General features: G+C 64.7%; 13 protein-coding genes. 5 read left to right on the top strand and 8 right to left on the bottom strand.

What is annotated here, in order from left to right; translation table 11 throughout:
* Position 1: 1 nt before the first annotated feature.
* Positions 2–559 carry a GbsR/MarR family transcriptional regulator gene (locus tag FXB40_RS36050; RefSeq protein WP_187437385.1) on the bottom strand — a complete coding sequence of 186 codons (558 nt, stop codon included), beginning with the start codon at positions 557–559 and terminating at the stop codon, positions 2–4.
* Between the two features lie 152 nt (positions 560–711).
* Between FXB40_RS36050 and FXB40_RS36045 the strand changes: the two genes are divergently transcribed.
* Positions 712–2,232, top strand: a complete 1,521-nt coding sequence (locus FXB40_RS36045) for a PAS domain-containing sensor histidine kinase (RefSeq protein WP_148777037.1) — start codon at positions 712–714, stop codon at positions 2,230–2,232.
* 7 nt (positions 2,233–2,239) lie between these two features.
* On the opposite strand, the gene FXB40_RS36040 is transcribed toward FXB40_RS36045, so the two are convergent.
* The 4 genes from FXB40_RS36040 to FXB40_RS36025 form a co-directional block, all read right to left on the bottom strand.
* A complete protein-coding gene (locus tag FXB40_RS36040) occupies positions 2,240–2,539 on the bottom strand; it encodes an acylphosphatase (RefSeq protein WP_148777036.1) in 300 nt (99 codons plus the stop codon).
* Entirely contained in the window at positions 2,536–3,402 is an 867-nt protein-coding gene (locus FXB40_RS36035; RefSeq protein WP_148777035.1) for an isocitrate lyase/PEP mutase family protein, read from the bottom strand. Before FXB40_RS36035 ends, FXB40_RS36040 begins: the two co-directional genes overlap by 4 nt.
* A gap of 158 nt (positions 3,403–3,560) precedes the next feature.
* Positions 3,561–5,576, bottom strand: coding sequence for an acetyl-CoA carboxylase biotin carboxylase subunit (locus FXB40_RS36030; protein WP_148777034.1), 2,016 nt, complete (start codon positions 5,574–5,576; stop codon positions 3,561–3,563).
* 173 nt (positions 5,577–5,749) lie between these two features.
* Positions 5,750–6,820, bottom strand: a complete 1,071-nt coding sequence (locus tag FXB40_RS36025; protein WP_148777033.1) for a zinc-binding metallopeptidase family protein — start codon at positions 6,818–6,820, stop codon at positions 5,750–5,752.
* Between the two features lie 217 nt (positions 6,821–7,037).
* On the opposite strand from FXB40_RS36025, the gene FXB40_RS36020 reads away from it, so the two are divergent.
* From FXB40_RS36020 to FXB40_RS36005, 4 genes are all read left to right on the top strand, one after another.
* Entirely contained in the window at positions 7,038–9,515 is a 2,478-nt protein-coding gene (locus FXB40_RS36020) for a hybrid sensor histidine kinase/response regulator (RefSeq protein WP_148777032.1), read from the top strand.
* 9 nt (positions 9,516–9,524) lie between these two features.
* Positions 9,525–9,965 carry an EamA family transporter gene (locus FXB40_RS36015; RefSeq protein WP_148777031.1) on the top strand — a complete coding sequence of 147 codons (441 nt, stop codon included), beginning with the start codon at positions 9,525–9,527 and terminating at the stop codon, positions 9,963–9,965.
* A gap of 66 nt (positions 9,966–10,031) precedes the next feature.
* Positions 10,032–11,309, top strand: a complete 1,278-nt coding sequence (locus tag FXB40_RS36010; RefSeq protein ID WP_148777030.1) for an MFS transporter — start codon at positions 10,032–10,034, stop codon at positions 11,307–11,309.
* A gap of 22 nt (positions 11,310–11,331) precedes the next feature.
* Complete coding sequence (locus FXB40_RS36005) at positions 11,332–12,582, top strand: arsenic transporter (RefSeq protein WP_187437384.1); 1,251 nt, start codon at positions 11,332–11,334, stop codon at positions 12,580–12,582.
* A 227-nt stretch (positions 12,583–12,809) separates the two neighbouring features.
* On the opposite strand, the gene FXB40_RS36000 is transcribed toward FXB40_RS36005, so the two are convergent.
* The 3 genes from FXB40_RS36000 to FXB40_RS35990 form a co-directional block, all read right to left on the bottom strand.
* Positions 12,810–14,621, bottom strand: a complete 1,812-nt coding sequence (locus FXB40_RS36000; protein ID WP_148777098.1) for a TRAP transporter large permease — start codon at positions 14,619–14,621, stop codon at positions 12,810–12,812.
* Positions 14,622–14,694: 73 nt separating this feature from the next.
* Complete coding sequence (locus FXB40_RS35995; RefSeq protein WP_148777029.1) at positions 14,695–15,705, bottom strand: TRAP transporter substrate-binding protein; 1,011 nt, start codon at positions 15,703–15,705, stop codon at positions 14,695–14,697.
* A 38-nt stretch (positions 15,706–15,743) separates the two neighbouring features.
* Positions 15,744–17,108 carry an MFS transporter gene (locus FXB40_RS35990; protein ID WP_148777028.1) on the bottom strand — a complete coding sequence of 455 codons (1,365 nt, stop codon included), beginning with the start codon at positions 17,106–17,108 and terminating at the stop codon, positions 15,744–15,746.
* Between the last annotated feature and the right edge of the window lie 24 nt (positions 17,109–17,132).

Genomic DNA, 17,132 nt, shown 5'->3' with positions numbered 1-17,132 from the left:
ACTATTTGGCCTTACCCAGCGGCAGCAGGTTGGCGATCTTCTCGCCAAGCCGCATCAAGGCGACCAGCCGCGGCCGCGGCACTTTCAGCATCTGCATGAACCAGTGGTCGGCGAGCTCGGTGAAGGCGAGCATCTCCTTCAGCCGCTTGCTCGCGACCGGATTGATGGTCGGATCCTCAGCGGCATCGGACACGCAGGCCCGCAGCGCCGTGATCGCGGGATCAAGCTCCCGCTCCTTGCGCCGGGCCGCGATGCGGGCCGCGACCTCCCAGATGTCGGTCTCGGCCTCGTAATGATCGCGGCGGTCGCCGAGGATCGGCACCCGCCGGATCAGGTTCCAGGCGAGCAGTTCCTTCAGCGAATTGGAGACGTTGGACCGGGCCATGCCGAGCGTGTCGGCGATATCCTCGGCCGTCATCGGCGCCTCCGCGAGATAGAGCAGCCCATGAATCTGGCTGACCGAGCGGTTGACGCCCCACTGATCCCCCATGTCGCCCCAATGCAGGATGAAGCGCTCGACGGCGGCGGGGAGTTTCTTCTTTCCGGTTATTTCTGTCATGACAGAAATATCTGATAGATGCGATTGCATGTCAAGTGCCGCGACCGCCTTGCGTCCTGCATACCGCCCGGTCTATTTGCCTAAAAACGTCCCAGAGAACGGGAACCCAACGCCCTCGTAGGCGTTTGTCCCCGTCGAGGCGGGGTCTAGGAATGGTAAAAAAGTCCAATCAACAGAGAGACCTGTTCGAAAGCGAGCGGAGTTTCCGGCTGTTGGTGGAGGGAGTCGCGGACTACGCGCTCTATATGCTCGATCCTACCGGCATCATCACAAGTTGGAACATCGGCGGCGAGCGGATCAAGGGCTATTCGCCCGACGAGATCCTCGGCGAGCATTTCTCGCGCTTCTATACCGAGACCGACCGCGCCAACGGCAAGCCCGCGCGGGCCCTCGGCATCGCGCGGGACCAGGGCCGCTACGAGGAGGAAGGCTGGCGCGTCCGCAAGGACGGCACATTCTTCTGGGCCAGCGTCATCATCGATCCCATCTATGAGGACGGCGCCCTCGTCGGCTTTGCAAAAATCACCCGCGACATCACCGAGCGGCGCAATGCGCAGATCAGGCTCGAGGCGATGCAGACGCAGCTTGCAGAGTCGCAGAAGTTCGATGCGCTCGGCCAGCTCACCGGCGGTGTCGCGCACGACTTCAACAATTTGCTGATGATCATCAGCGGCAGCCTTCACATCCTCAGGAAGGGCGACCCCGACGATTCAAAGTTCCAGCGCGCAATCTCGGCGATCGACACCGCGACCAAGCGCGGCGCCGCGCTGACAGGACAGCTCCTGACCTTCGCGCGGCGGCAGAGCGTCAATCCGCAAGCGATCCAGTTCGGCGCCCGCATCGAGGCGATCCGCGAGGTTCTGAGCGCCGGCGTCGGCAGCGCCGTTCGTCTCGCCTTCGACATCGAGCGTGACGTCTGGCCGATCAAGGCTGACGTCTCCGAATTCGAGACGGGGCTGCTCAATCTCGTCATCAATGCCCGCGATGCCATGCCCGACGGCGGCACGGTGACTATCGGCGCACGCAACATCGTTCTGGACGGTCCGCTCCGCAGCGGCGAATTCGTCGCCATCACCGTCGCCGATACCGGGCTCGGCATCCCCTCCGACGTCGTCGACAAGATTTTCGAGCCGTTCTTCACGACGAAGCCGGTCGGAAAAGGCACCGGCCTCGGCCTGTCGCAGGTGCACGGCTTTGCGCATCAGGCGGGGGGCACGGTCAAGGTCGCAAGCGAGCTCGGCAAGGGCACGACCTTCACTATCCTGCTGCCGCGCGCAACCGCGACCGCGCCGAACGAGACCTTCGAGGTCGCGCCGGTGCGCGGCAGCGGCACAGTGCTGCTGGTCGAAGACAATCCCGATGTCGCCATCGTCAGCATCGGCCTGCTGGAGCAGCTCGGCTATCGCGTGCGCCGGGTCGCGGATGCCGAATCCGCGCTGCGCGAGCTCGAGAGCAACGGTGTCGACTTCGTCTTCTCCGACATCGTGATGCCCGGCAAGATGGACGGGCTCAGCCTCGCTCATCACCTGCGCGAGATCCACCCCGACCTGCCGATCCTGCTCGCCAGCGGCTACAGCGAAGCGGCCGCCGGCGTGCGCGGCGATTTCCCGATCCTGCGTAAGCCCTACGAAATCCACGAGCTAAGCGAAGCGATCTCGAAGTTGCCGAGGTGATGGCCGACTACACCGTTGGCAACACCGAGAACGCCTCCCCCGCCCTGCGCAGGTTCAGCTCATCCACGCTGGCCGTTTCGCTCGTCACGCTGTCCACCCGCGATGACGGCGGGCCGTGACGACACAGCGCAACCATGTCGGCAACATGCTTCGGCGTGCCCGCGAACAGCGCTTCCACGCTGCCGTCGCGGCGGTTGCGGACCCAGCCTTCAAGGCCGCAAGTCACCGCCTGGTATTCGACCCAGGCGCGATAGCCGACGCCTTGCACGCGCCCGCGGATCACGACCTGGAGGATCGCCCGGCTCATTTTTTCAGCCCGAGCAGATCGGCGCTGCGTGCTTTCATTTCGGCTTCGCGCATGACGCGATTGGTCAGCTCCGCCGACGGCAATCCCTTCAGCGCTTTCGGCGCCGTGCCCTCGCGCAATGCCTTCTGGGCGTCGTAGACGGCTTGTGTCGCTGCCGCGATCGGCGCGTGGCCCTGAAGCGCGATGCGGACGCGTTGGCTGGCGAGATAGTCGATTGCGTTCAATTCGTCCGGCGCGCCACCGAGCACGATCGGCAGCCGTGTTGCGGATACGATGGCTTCGAGCTCAGCGCGCGACTTGATGCCGGTGAAGAACAGTGCATCGACGCCGGTGGCTTCATAGGCCTTGGCGCGGCGGATTGCGTCCTCGATCGAGCTGATCGAGGCCGCACCGGTGCGGCCCATGATGATCAGCGAGGGATCGCTGCGGCCGTCGAGCGCGGCCTTCATCTTGCCGACTCCCTCCTCCAGCGAGATCAGCTGCGCCTTCGCCTCGCCAAAGGCGGCCGGCAGCAGCGTGTCCTCGATGGTGAGGCCGGCGGCGCCCGCCGTCTCCAGCTCCTGCACCGTGCGGCGCACGTTCAGCGCATTGCCATAGCCGTGATCGGCATCGACCAGCACCGGCAGCGCCGCGGCGCGCGACATCCGCCGCATCTGCTCGGCCAGCTCCGTGAGCGTGATCAGGGTGACATCGGGATCGCCGAGCACGGCCAGCGAGGCCACCGAACCGCCGAACATGCCGAGCGGAAAGCCGAGGTCCTCGGCAATGCGGATCGAGATCGCGTCGTAGACCGAGCCGGGATGGACGCAAACTCCGCCCGACAGGATGGAACGCAGTTTCTCGCGGCGGGAACGAAAGGCCATGGTGCCCTCTCTACTGTTGCGACACGGCCGCAACTTACTCCGTCATTGCGAGCGTAGCGAAGCAATCCAGAATCTTTCCGCGGAGGCAGTCTGGATTGCTTCGCTGCGCTCGCAATGACGGCGGTCGTGGGGCCGGCTAAGGGCCCCACGCGCACGCTCTACGCAAACTCCAAGATCAGCGCGTCCACGGCAAGCGTGGCACCCGCACTCGCGTGGATCTTCTTCACGGTGCCGTCCTGCTCGGCGCGGAGCACGTTCTGCATCTTCATGGCCTCGACCACGGCCAGCGTCTCGCCCGCCTTGACCTCCTGGCCTTCGGTCACAGCGATCGAGACGATGAGGCCGGGCATCGGACACAGCAGCTTCTTGCCAGTGTCGGAGGCCGTCGTCACCGGCATCAACTTCGCCGACGCCGCTTCCGCTTCGGTCCAGACATAGACCGGCACCTCGACGCCCTGATGCGCGAGACGAATGCCGTTGGCGATCGGGCGGGCCTGCACCGCGACGAAGTGGCCATCGATGGTGCCCTGCCAGACCGGATCGCCCGGCTTCCATGCGGACTGCAGCAGATGTGCATTGCCGGCCTTGCCGTCGGCGTCCACGAAGCGCACCGCGATGGCTTCGCCCTCGCGCGCGACCTCGAGCAAGATCTCCTGATGGTCGAGCCAGACAGCACGGCGGCGCTCACGCTGCACGATGCGGCCACCCATCTGGCCGGAGATCTGCCGCTTGCGCTCACCGAGCACGTGATCGATGGCGGCGCCGACCGCGGCGATCCGCCGCGCGACTTCACCTTCGGGCGCGCGCACCGCAAAGCCCTTGGGAAATTCCTCGGCGATGAAGCCGGTCGACAGATTGCCCTCGCGCCAGCGCGGATGATGCATCAGCGCCGACAGGAACGGGATGTTGTGCCTGATACCGTCGACATAGAACGAATCCAGCGCGGTGGCCTGCGCCTCGATCGCAGCCGCGCGCGATGGCGCATGCGTGACGAGTTTTGCGATCATCGGATCGTAATGGATCGAGATCTCGCCGCCTTCCTGCACGCCGGTATCGTTTCGCACGGTGATGCCGTCCTTGCTCACTTCCGCCGGCGGGCGATACTTCACCAGCCGCCCGATCGAGGGCAGGAAGTTGCGGAACGGGTCTTCGGCATAGAGGCGCGATTCCACAGCCCAGCCGGTCAGCGTGACGTCCTTCTGCGTGAGCGCGAGCTTTTCGCCTGCGGCCCCACGGATCATCTGCTCGACGAGGTCGACGCCGGTGACGAGCTCGGTAACGGGATGCTCGACCTGAAGACGCGTGTTCATCTCGAGGAAATAGAAGCTCTTGTCCTGGCCTGCGACGAACTCCACGGTGCCGGCGGAATCGTAGTTCACGGCCTTGGCCAGCGCGACCGCCTGCTCGCCCATCTTGCGGCGGGTGGCTTCGTCGAGCAGCGGCGACGGCGCCTCCTCGATGACCTTCTGGTTGCGGCGCTGGATCGAGCATTCGCGCTCGCCGAGATAGATCACGTTGCCGTGCTTGTCACCCAGCACCTGGATCTCGATGTGGCGGGGATCGACGATGAACTTTTCGACAAAGACGCGGTCGTCGCCGAACGACGCCTTGGCCTCGGCCTTGGCGAGATTGAAACCTTCCGCGACCTCGGCCTTCGAATGGGCGATGCGCATACCCTTGCCGCCGCCGCCGGCGGAGGCCTTGATCATCACGGGATAGCCGATCTCGTCGGAAATCCTGACCGCGTGCTTGTCGTCCTCGATCACGCCGAGATGGCCCGGCACGGTCGAGACCTTGGCCTTCGCAGCCGCTTTCTTGGATTCGATCTTGTCGCCCATCGCCGCGATCGCGCCCGGGTTAGGGCCGATGAAGACGATGCCGGCGGCTTCCAGCGCGCGCGGAAACGCCTCGCGCTCGGACAGGAAGCCGTAGCCGGGATGCACGGCCTCGGCGCCGGTCTTGCGGCAGGCTTCCACGATCTTGTCGATCACCAGATAGCTCTCGGCCGCGGCCGGCGGGCCGATCAGCACGGCCTCGTCGGCCATCTCGACATGGAGGGCGTCGCGGTCGGCCTCGGAATAGACGGCAACCGTCTGAATTCCCATCTTGCGGGCGGTCTTGATGACCCGGCAGGCGATTTCGCCGCGGTTGGCGATCAGAATGCGTTTGAACATGCTTTTCTTGAGTCTCGACCTTGGGCGGGACCCTTCCCTGGCCGTTGGGGCCTATGGAACGGGCCGTGTGGCTCCCGTGGTACATCAAAATTGGCCGGAGGCAACGGTCTAAATCCGGCCCTGCTGGCGTACCAGCGCAAGACCGATCGGGCCCGGCGAAGCCCTTGGATGACCTACGGCTTCCCGGCCTTGGCCACGTCCCGGACCAGGCTGTGAATGAAGCCCAGTTTCGCCACCACCGCGGGCGAGAGGATGAAGGGATAGAGGTCGCGCATCCCCATGGCGCGGTTGACGCTGTTCATGGCGAAGGTGAAGGGCAGCCATGCGTCGACGATCGCCTCGACGCCTTTCGCCTCATAGGGGTTGAACCGGATTCGCGTCGACAACTCCCCGTCGCGGTCGACCTTGGGGCGCACCTCCATGCCGAACTCGCTAGCCATCTCTAGGGTGTCGACGATGTGGAGGTAATGCGCCCAGGTCTCGGCAAAGTCTTCCCAAGGGTGCGTCGTCGCATAGGACGAGACGTAATTCTGCTGCCAGTCCGGCGGCGCGCCTTCGGCATAATGGCGCTGCAGGGCCTCACCGTAGTCAGCGGAATCGTCGCCGAACACAGCTCGGCATTCGTCTAGTTTGCCGCCGTCGCGCACCAGCACGTCCCAGAAATAGTGCCCGACCTCGTGGCGGAAATGCCCGAGCAGCGTCCGGTACGGCTCGCCCATCTCGAGCCTGCGCCGCTCGCGCTCGATGCCATCAGTCTCAGTCAGCGCGATCGTGATCAGGCCGTTGTCATGACCGGTCAGGATTCTCTGGCCGCTGTTGGGATCATCGGCGAGGAAATTGAAGATCAGCCCGTGCTCGGGGTTCTCCTGCCGGGTCTGGAGCGGCAGCTTCCAGCGGATCAGCGAATAGAACAGCCGGTGCTTCGCCACCTCCAGCTCGCGCCAGCCCGCGAGCTGCGCGGGGTCGGAGAGATCCGGCACGATGCCGTTGTGACGGCAAGCGCGGCAATAACCGGTGGTATCGCCGGCATCGGTCAGCCAGTTGCAGGCATCGTACTCGGCATTGCGGCACAGCATCCGCCCCTTGCCCTTGTCGGCGAGCGTGGCCCAGCCCTCCCCGTCGGGCTCGATGGCCGACATCGTCTCCTTCTCCGGCAGGAAGGCGACCCGGTGGCCGCAACGTTCGCAGGCGCGGTTCTCGAAATAGAGAACATTGCCGCAGGCCTGGCAGACAAAGAGCTTCAAGATTTAGCCTCTTGGGAAAGGGTATTTTACGAATGAGAGTTGCAGCGCCTCGCAGATACGCCCATCGACGGCCCATCGTTCCAATGTTTGGAACAAATAGCCAGACCCCGCGTTCGCTCATACCCGCCACACGCCGTTCGGCGGGGTGTTTCCCTTATCTATTCCCTTTTTGAGCAATGGCTATCACGCTTTGTCTGTGTGAATATCGGCCCGGCACGTGCGCTCCCGCATCACATCGGCCGACGCCTTGAACGATCCTTTGCCCGAGACCATTGCCGCCGAAAGGCTGCGCCAGCACCTCCAAGACATCGCGCGGGAGCGTGATGAAGCCTATCGCACGCTCCAGGAGCGCGAGGCGGAGCTGGCGCGCATCCAGCGCATCGGCAAGGTCGGCGGGCTCGAGGTCGACTTCCGCGAAGGTTTTAAGAACCGCCGCTCGCCGGAATATCTGATGATCCACGGGCTGCCGCCCGAGGCCGCAGATGAATCGCACGAGGACTGGGTCAGCCGTATCCATCCCGATGACCGCGACGCGACCGTCAAACATTTCCTCGAGGCGCTGGCCGGGACCAGCGAGGACTACACCGCTGAATACCGCATCGTCCGCCCCAGCGACGGCGAGACGCGCTGGATCCGCGTCGTCGCCAAGATCGAACGCGACAGCGACGGTCGAGCCATCCGCCTCGTCGGCGCCCATATCGATGTCACCGACCAGATGCTGGTGCGCGAGACCTTGCGCGAGAGCGAGGAGCGCTTTCGACTGATCGCCGACAGCGCACCGGTGCCGATCTGGGTCACAAAGCTCGACCGCACCCGCTCCTTCGCCAACCAGGCCTATGTCGATTTCGTCGGCCTGCCCTACGACCAGGCCATCGCATTCGACTGGCGCAAGGTGCTGCATCCTGACGACCTGCCGCATGTCTTGCAGCAATCGGTCCAGGGTGAAGCCTCGCTCAAACCGTTCGTGCTGGAGGCACGCTACAGGGATGCCTCCGGCGAATGGCGCTGGCTGCGCTCGGAATCACAGCCGCGCTGGGACCCGACCGGCAAGCATATCGGCTTCATCGGCGTCGCCCACGACATCACCGTCGCCAAGCAGGCCGAGATCGAGCTACGGCAGCTCAACGAGACGCTCGAAGAGCGCATCGCCGAGCGCACCGCCGAGCTCGAATCCAACGAGGCGCGGCTGCGCGCAATTTTGGGGACCAGCAACCAGTATCAGGGGCTGGTCAACCTCAAGGGTGAATTGCTCTACGCCAACAAGACCGCGCTCGACGGCATCAAGGCGAGCTCCGCGGACGTGATCGGCAAGCCGTTCTGGGACACACCCTGGTTCAGCACCACTGAGGGCATGAGCGCCGCCGTGCGCGAGGCCTTCGATACCGTGCTGAAAGGCGAAGCGGTGCGGATGGAGATGCGGCTGCGCCTTCCCATCGGCGAGCGCGATTTCGAGTTCGGCATGCGCCCGGTGCTCGACCGCCACGGCAACATCACCGGAGCGGTGCCGGAAGCCGTCGACATCACCGAGCGTCGCCGCGGCGAGGAGGCGCTGCGGCAGTCACAGAAGATGGAGGCGATCGGCCAGCTCACCGGCGGCGTCGCGCACGATTTCAACAATCTCCTCACCATCATCCGCTCTGCGACCGACTTCCTGCGCCGGCGCGAGCTGCCGGAGGAGCGTCGCCGCCGCTATGTCGACGCCATCTCCGACACTGTCGAGCGCGCCTCAAAACTGACCGCGCAGCTTCTGGCATTCGCACGCCGGCAGCCGCTGAAACCGCAGATCTTCAACGTCGGCAGCCAGGTCGAGGGCGTGGCCCAGCTGGTCCGGCCGCTGGTCGGCGGCCGCATCGAGATCGCGGTCGAGATCGACGATGCCGACTGCTTCACGGTCGCCGACATCGCGCAGTTCGAGACGGCGCTGATCAATCTCGCCATCAACGCCCGCGACGCCATGGACGGCGAAGGCCGCCTCACCATCGCCGTGCGCAAGGTCGAGGGCATCCCGAGCCTGCGCGCGCAGTCGGCGCGCGGCGGAGATTACGTCGCGATCTCGGTGGCCGACACCGGCAGTGGCATCGCACCGGAAAACATCGACGCCATCTTCGAGCCGTTCTTCACCACCAAGGAGGTCGGCAAGGGCACCGGCCTCGGTCTCAGCCAGGCGTTCGGCTTCGCAAAACAGTCCGAAGGCGACATCGCGGTGAAGAGCAAGCATGGCCAGGGCGCGACCTTCACGATCTATCTGCCGCAGGCGCAGAGCCCTGCAGCCGAGAAGGAAGCCGCATCGCTCACTAGCGAAAGCGCCACCACCGGGCGCGGCTACCGCGTGCTCGTGGTCGAGGACAATGACGATGTCGGCCAGTTCTCGACGGAGCTGCTGGAGGATCTCGGCTACGTCACCCGCCGCGTCGCCAACGCCAATGCGGCGCTCGCCATCCTCGGCGAGAACGAGTTCGCCGTCGATCTGGTGTTCTCCGACGTCATCATGCCCGGCATGAACGGCGTCGAGCTCGCCGGCATCATCCGCGAGCGCTATCCGGGCCTGCCGGTGGTGCTGACCAGCGGCTACAGCAACGTGCTCGCAGAGAACGCCCACCGCGGCTTCGAGCTGATCCAGAAACCGTACTCGGTGGAATCGCTCTCGCGCATCCTGCGCAAGGCAATCACGGAAAAGCTGTCGGTGGCTCGCTAAGGAACCCGCATGAAACCCGCCATCTTCTCCGCCTGGCAGAGCTGGGCGCTGCTCTCCGCCTGCTTCGCCGCACTGACCGCGATCTTCGCCAAGGTCGGCGTCGAGAACATCAATCCGGATCTGGCCACCTTCATCCGCACCATCGTGGTGTTGCTGGCCTTCTCGGTGCTGCTGTTCTTCACTGGCCAATTCGCCGTGCCCTCGGCGGTTTCGTCGAAAACGTGGCTGTTCCTGGTGCTGTCGGGGCTTGCGACCGGCGCGTCGTGGCTGTGTTACTTCCGCGCGCTGAAACTCGGGCCCGCGACACTGGTGGCACCCATCGACAAGCTCAGCGTCGTGCTGGTTGCCCTGTTCGCTTTCGCCTTTCTCGGCGAGCGGCCGACGGCACAGGGCTGGATCGGAATCGCCATGATCGGCGCCGGCGCGGTTCTCCTGGCCGTGAAGTTTTAGGGCGGAACAAAGGTGGCGTGAGATCGGTTTCTGCCGGGGCGCTTTCCAGCCTCGATCGAGAGACCGATGTCGCGCGAAAACCCCGATCAGGCAAGGCAGGCCGGCCGCGCATTGGACGCGGCGAACTTCTTCCTCGCCGACGTGCGCGACGGCCTTGGCCCCTATCTCGCCGTCTATCTCCTCACCGAGCAGCACTGGGACGAGGCGCGGATCGGTCTCGTGATGTCGATCTCGACCATTGCCGGCATCGTGGCGCAGACGCCGGCCGGCGCGCTGGTCGATGCGACGCGGGCGAAGCGGACAGTGATGGCGATTGCTGCCGTCATGGTGACCCTCGCCTCGTTATTGCTACCGCTGTTTCCGACCTTCGGGCCGGTCGCGATCTCGCAGGGCATCGCGCAGGCCGCAGCCGTCATCTTTCCTCCGGCGATCGCCGCGGTCTCGCTCGGCATCTTTGGCCACGCCGCCTTCACCCGCCGGATCGGCCGCAATGAGACGTTTAATCACGCCGGCAACGCGGTTGCGGCCGGGCTCGCCGGAGTCTCCGCTTATTGGTTAGGCCCGACTGTCGTGTTCTACCTTCTCGGCGCCATGGCGATCGCGAGCCTCGTCAGCATCCTGGCGATTCCCGAACGCGCCATCGACCACGACCTCGCGCGCGGGCTGGACGACGCCGATGCACAGAGCGAGCAGCCGTCAGGCCTCGCCGTGCTGCTGACCTGTCGCCCCCTGCTCGTCTTCGCGATCTGCGTGCTGCTGTTCCATCTTTCCAACGCGGCGATGCTGCCGCTGGTTGGGCAAAAGCTGGCGCTGCAGGACAAGAACATGGGCACCAGCCTGATGTCGGCCTGCATCGTCGCGGCACAATTGGTGATGGTGCCTTTCGCGATGCTGGTCGGGGCAAAGGCCGACCGCTGGGGCCACAAGCGCTTCTTCCTCGCCGCGCTGTTGATCCTGCCCGTTCGCGGCGCGCTCTATACGCTCTCGGACAATCCGTTCTGGCTGGTCGGCGTCCAATTGCTCGACGGCATCGGCGCCGGCATTTTTGGCGCGATCTTCCCCGTCATCGTCGCCGACCTGATGCGTAACACCGGCCGCTTCAATGTCGCACAGGGCGCTGTCATCACCGCCCAGAGTATTGGCGCTGCGTTGTCGACGACGCTCGCCGGCTTCGTCGTCGTCGGTGCCGGTTACAGCGCGGCCTTCATCACGCTCGGCGCAATTGCGGCGATCGGCGCCGCGATCTGCCTGCTCGCCCTCCCCGAGAGGCGGCAAATCGCACACGACGGTCCGCGTCCGCAGGGGAAGACAGCAGCGTCGGCTTCCGCTATCGCTGCCAAATGAACTCGCGCCACAAGGATTGAACGTGCCGTTTGACGCCATCTGGGCCTGGAGCATCATCGTCGCCGCGACCGCTTGCGTCATCATCCGCCCTTTTCGCCTGCCCGAGGCGATCTGGGCCGTGCTCGGCGCCGGCGCCCTCGTGCTGCTCGGGTTCCTGCCATGGCAGGATGCGCTCACCGGTATCGAGAAGGGCGTCGACGTCTATCTCTTCCTGATCGGCATGATGCTGATCGCCGAACTCGCCCGGCTCGAAGGTCTGTTCGATTATCTGGCAGCCCTCGCGGTGGAATATGCGGCCGGCTCGCCGCAGCGGCTGTTCCTGCTGATCTACATCGTCGGCACGGTCGTGACCGTGCTGCTCTCCAACGATGCCACCGCGATCGTGCTGACGCCCGCGGTCTATGCCGCGACGCGCGCCGCCGGCGCCAAGCCGCTGCCCTATCTGTTCGTCTGCGCTTTCATCGCCAATGCCGCGAGCTTCGTGCTGCCGATCTCCAATCCCGCTAATCTCGTCGTGTTCGGCGCGCGCATGCCGCAATTGACGGAATGGCTACGCTTGTTCGCGCTACCGTCGGCGGCCTCGATCCTGCTCACCTATATCGTGCTGCGCCTGACCCAGCATCGCGCGCTGAAGGAAGAGACCATCGCACGCAGCGTGCCGCATCCAAAGCTCGGTCGCGGCGGCAAGTTGACGGCCGTCGGCATCATCGCCATCGGCGTCGTCCTGGTCACAGCCTCCGCGCTCGACAAGCAGCTGGGCCTGCCGACCTTCATCTGCGGCGTGGTGACGGCCGCGATCGTGCTGCTGATCAGCCGCCAATCGCCGCTGCCGGTGCTGAAAGGCGTGTCCTGGAGTGTGTTGCCGCTGGTCGGCGGGCTCTTCGTGATGGTCGAGGCGCTGGTGAAGACCGGCGTGATCGCACAGCTCAGTGCGCTGCTGCATCAGGCCGTCGCGCAATCCGTGGCGCAGGCCGCCTGGAGCGTCGGCATCGCAACAGCGATGGCCACCAATATCGCCAACAATCTGCCGGTTGGCCTCGTCGCGGGCTCGGTCGCGGCCAGCGATCACCTGCCAGCGCCGGTGGTCAGCGCCATCCTGATCGGCGTCGATCTCGGACCAAACCTGTCAGTGACAGGCTCGCTCGCCACCATCCTCTGGCTGGTGGCGCTGCGGCGGGAGAAGATCGAGGTCGGCGCCTGGCCGTTCCTCAAGCTCGGCATGCTGGTGACGCCGCCCGCCCTGATCGCGGCTTTGGCCGCCGCGATCAGGTGAGCGCGGTCAGTCCTTGTCGCGGCCCCAAAACATGAGGAGGTGAGGTTCGGCACGACGCTTCCGGAGCCGCGCGACAAAAATGTCGAAAACAACCCCATGCAAAGTAGCCGACGTCCGCCGGCGCACGCCAACATGCGTGTTTTCCGAATCCGCTTGACGCGTCGGGCAAAACAGAGGCACGATGTCATCATCGGCGACACGACACGGCGGCCCATCGAGGAGAGCCGTCAGTATCCCAGCGCCCTCGGCAAGGCCGTACTGATCTCGGGGACAAAGGCGATCAGGATCAGGCAGAGGAACAGTATCCCGAGATACTTCAAGATCGGCACGATGGTGTCCTCGAGCCGCACACCGCCGATGAGGCACGCACCGTAGAGGCCGAGACCGAGCGGAGGTGCAAACAGCCCGATCCCCATACCCACGACAAGGATGACGCCGTAGTGGAGAGGATCGACACCGAGCTGCCGCGCAACGGGCATGAGTAGCGGCCCGAAGATGATCAGTGCAGCGGCTCCTTCCAGCACTGATCCCATCACGATCAGGATCAGGACAGAGAGGAGGAGGAATACCCACCGTCCGTGCTGCGCGGTCAAGGCCACCAGAAGATCCGCGATCGCGTGCGGAATCTGCTGGAGCGTCAGCACGTAGGCGAGGCTCTGAGCGGCAGCCACGATGAATAGAACCATCCCCGAGCGCACGGCCGCGTGCCGCATCACCGAACCGACCGCCGTCCAGGTCATCTCGCGGAACAGAACCCAGCCGACGGCGAGCGCATAAGCCACCGCAAAGGCTGAAATCTCGGTCGCCGTCGCAAACCCGGAGCGGTAACCACCGAAGATCAGCGCGATCAGGCCGAAGGCCGCGACACCGCTGATCGCCATGCTCGACATCGATTCGCCGGTGCCTCCGACGATTGCAGACTGCGCCGTGCGGCGCCCCGCAACAATCGCGGCGAGGATGAGGGCGAATGCCATCAGCGCCGAGGGGAGCAGGCCTGCCATGAACAAGCCACCGATCGAGAGGTTCGCCACAAAACCCAGGATGATGAGGTTCACGCACGGGGGTATCGTCTCAGCCATCACAGCCGAGGCGGCGAGCAGCGCGACCGCGTCTCCCGGCTTCTGCCCGGATTTGCGGGCGGCCGGCACCAATACTGAACCGACGGCTGCGATGTCCGCCATCTTCGAGCCGGAGATGCCCGAGAAGATAACCATCGCGAGAACCATCACCACGTCGAGGCCACCGCGAATCCGACCGGCGCCCCTCTGGAGAAGCGAGATCAGGCGGACGGACATGCCGTTTGCCTCCATCAGGTAACCGACCAGGATGAAGAACGGCACCGCGAGCAGCACGAAATTGTCGATGCCGCGCGCCATCTGCTGGGCGAGGAATTGGCCTGGCAACATGTCGCCGCACCAGATGAAGACGAGCGCGGAGAGCGCGAGCACGAAGGCGATCGCCACACCGGCAATCAACGACGCGATGAAGGCGAGGCCCATGACCCACGGCAGCGCCGGCGTGGTATCGGGTGCGAAGGACGACCACGCAGCCCAGAGAGCGCCGAGGATCGCATAGCCGGCAAGCGCACTGAGCGTATCCCGCAGCCGGAAGGCCAGGCACGCGTCCAGCGTGAAGAGCACCATGGCCGCAGTCGCAACGCAAAGCGGAGCGAAGAAGACTTCCTGCCGAAGTCCGGCACCGACGGTCTGGCCGGAGGTCTCAACCAGCAGCTTGCAGGCGTACCAGAACACGGCAGACGTTGTGATCAGCACGAGCACGGCGACGGCGGCATCAACCTGCTCCCGTCGCCGGGGTGTCAAGCGATCAACGAAGAAGGTAACACCGGCATTATCGCCGCGCGCCAAGGCGGCGGCGGCGCCAAGGAAGGTCACGGCAAGAAGCAGCGCACGGGCAACATCGTCACTCCACTCGACCGGCGCGTCGAAAAAGTGCCGGACAAGGACTGAGCCGATCACGACCAGGAGATCGGTCGCGAGCAGGATGGCCGTGACCCATTCCAGAACGGCGAGAAGCCCCATCAGGAAAGTCCGCCAGCCACTCCCGGCGGCCTGCCGCTCGGCCGGCTCGATGATGACCGATGGCGCCACCGTCTCACCCATTTGCGGTCTGCTGAATTGCATCCAGCAACGGCTTCGCGCCGGGCGTCCGCTCTGCGAAGCGATCCCACATCGGCCGAACGCGCTCGCGGAACGCAGCACGATCGCATTCGGAGAGTGTTACGCCGAGCTTCGCCAACTCTGCCATGGCGTCAGCCTCAATCTGGCCGGCCTTGGCGAACTGATCGTCGGTAGCCTCCTTGATGGCCTTGAGCAGCCCGTCACGCTGCGCGGCCGGCAACTTTGTCATGGTGCGGTCGCTGACGAAAGCGCCGAAGGGGGTATGGATGTGCTTGGTCAGCGTGAAATTCTTGGCAGTCTCATAGAACTTCGCCGACAGGACCGTCGGGGCGTCGTGCTCCAGGCCATCGATCACCCCGGCCTGGAGACCGGTGTAGATTTCGCCAAACGCCATCGGCGTCGCGGCAGCACCCATGAGCTTGACGGTCTCGGTCACAACCGGGTTCGGGAGGCAACGTATCTTCTTGCCGGCTAGCTCGGCGGGCGTCTTGAACGCGAACTTCGTCATGAAGTTGCGCGCACCGAGATTGCGTCCCCAGGCAGGGAAATGCACTCCGGCCTTCTGCACCAGGAGCCGTCGCACGGCATCACCGGCCGGCGAGGCCGCGACCCGCCGCATGTGGTCATAGTCCTTGAAGATGTAACCGAGATCGAAGGCTCCGATCTCGGGCACGATGTTGGTCCAGATCGACGTGCCGACCAGCATCATATCGACCACGCCCGACTTGACCTGGTTGACGACGTCGGCCTCCTGGCCGAGCTGGTTGTCCGGGAAAAACTGGGCCGCGATCTGACCGTCCGTCGCCTCTTTTAGCCGCGGCAAGAAGAGATCGTACCAGATCCGCGCCGTCGAAAATTTCGGGTCGTTCGGAAACGACGTCGAGACTTTGAGCGTCGTTGCAGCCGCAGCCGGCCCGATCAGGGCCGGAGCTGCGAGCCCTCCTGCGATACCCGCCAACATTGCGCGGCGCGAAAACTTCGTCATGATGCCTCCCCTTCAGTTTGTTGCTTTGGTGTTGTCCCTCAGTCGTTCTCGTAGCCATAGACTTCCGGCAGGATGAAGATTGCGGCGAGCAATCCGATCAGCGGGAAGATCGCGACCATCAGCGTGGCGTTGGCCTGCCCGACCGCAGCGAACACCGTCGGGAACAGGAAGATCGCCAGGAACGACGGCAGCTTCACGAACATGTAGGCAAAGCCGCTCGCGGTGCCGCGGTACTTGGGCTTGGCGACCATGGTCGGGATCGTCATGCAGTTCGACGCGTCCCAATAATGGCCCCACAGCATGGCGGCCGCCGCAAACGGCAGCAGGATCTTGTTGTCGGTGTAGAGCGCGAAAGCTGCGACCAGCAGCGACGCCAACACGATCGAGAAGCCGGCGATGGCGATGCCGCGGTGGCCGATCTTCGGCGTCAGCAACGGACCGACCCAGCCGGACAGAGCGGCGAAGCAAAACAGCGCCATCGTCACCAGATTGATGCCGAGCACGCTCGACACGCCGACCATCACGAACAGCACCGGCAAATAGAACGCGAAGGTCGAGAACTCGCTGCCTTGCGCGAAGCAGGCGATCCAGCCGTAGACCGTCGCACGCCAGCGGATCGGGTCTTGCTTGAGGTCGGCGAGGAAGGCGCGCGTGCTGACCTTCGGGACCTGCACGTCCCGGTCCGGGAGCATGGCGAGATCGTCGTTGAACATCTCGCGCGCGACCTGCTTGGCCTCACGATAACGTCCCTTCTGCACCAGCCACACCGCCGTCTCCGGCACGTCGTGACGCATGATCAGGATGATCAGCGCCGGCACCGCACCGAGGCCGAGCGTCACGCGCCACAGCATCTCGTGCTGGATGTCGAACAGCAGAAAGATCACGATGACACCGATGGTCAGCACTTCACCGACGGCGAACATGAACTGCCAGCGGTTGCCCATCACCTCGCGCTCACCCTTTGCCATGGACTCCATGATGTAGGTGTAGCCGGTCGAGATATCCGAGCCGAGGGGAACGCCGAGCAGGAAGCGAATCACGACGAGCCAGCCGACGCTCGGCACGAAAGCCTGCGCCAGCGCCAGCACGATGAACATCACCATCGTCACCAGGAACATCACGCGGCGGCCGATCTTGTCGGACAGCCAGCCGCCGAGCAGCGCGCCGATCAGCGCGCCACCCTGCGTGCCGGCCGCCGCAAGGCCGAGCATCAACGGATCGGGATTGTACTGCTCCTTGATGAAGATCAGCACGAAGGCAATCGAATAGAGATCCCAGGCCTCGACCAGGATCGAGGCCATCATCAGCCAGCCGACCTTGTTGCCCTTGGGGCTGTAGTTCGTGATGAGATAGCGGACCGCGGCTTCGCTCGCGGTCGGTTGTGGCACAGCCATCGTCGACATGTTTGGTCCTCTCTTCAAAACTCT

The sequence above is a fragment of the Bradyrhizobium rifense genome (assembly GCF_008123425.1).
In the GTDB taxonomy this organism is placed as follows: domain Bacteria; phylum Pseudomonadota; class Alphaproteobacteria; order Rhizobiales; family Xanthobacteraceae; genus Bradyrhizobium; species Bradyrhizobium rifense.
Note: the sequence above shows the minus strand (reverse complement) of the source record. Positions and strands in the feature narration are given on the sequence as shown.

Coding starts and splice junctions, on each gene's coding strand:
- FXB40_RS36050 (WP_187437385.1), bottom strand. CDS start 559: ATGACAGAAATAACCGGAAAGAAGAAACTCCCCGCCGCCGTCGAGCGC.
- FXB40_RS36045 (WP_148777037.1), top strand. CDS start 712: ATGGTAAAAAAGTCCAATCAACAGAGAGACCTGTTCGAAAGCGAGCGG.
- FXB40_RS36040 (WP_148777036.1), bottom strand. CDS start 2,539: ATGAGCCGGGCGATCCTCCAGGTCGTGATCCGCGGGCGCGTGCAAGGC.
- FXB40_RS36035 (WP_148777035.1), bottom strand. CDS start 3,402: ATGGCCTTTCGTTCCCGCCGCGAGAAACTGCGTTCCATCCTGTCGGGC.
- FXB40_RS36030 (WP_148777034.1), bottom strand. CDS start 5,576: ATGTTCAAACGCATTCTGATCGCCAACCGCGGCGAAATCGCCTGCCGG.
- FXB40_RS36015 (WP_148777031.1), top strand. CDS start 9,525: ATGAAACCCGCCATCTTCTCCGCCTGGCAGAGCTGGGCGCTGCTCTCC.
- FXB40_RS36010 (WP_148777030.1), top strand. CDS start 10,032: ATGTCGCGCGAAAACCCCGATCAGGCAAGGCAGGCCGGCCGCGCATTG.
- FXB40_RS36000 (WP_148777098.1), bottom strand. CDS start 14,621: ATGGGGCTTCTCGCCGTTCTGGAATGGGTCACGGCCATCCTGCTCGCG.
- FXB40_RS35995 (WP_148777029.1), bottom strand. CDS start 15,705: ATGACGAAGTTTTCGCGCCGCGCAATGTTGGCGGGTATCGCAGGAGGG.
- FXB40_RS35990 (WP_148777028.1), bottom strand. CDS start 17,108: ATGTCGACGATGGCTGTGCCACAACCGACCGCGAGCGAAGCCGCGGTC.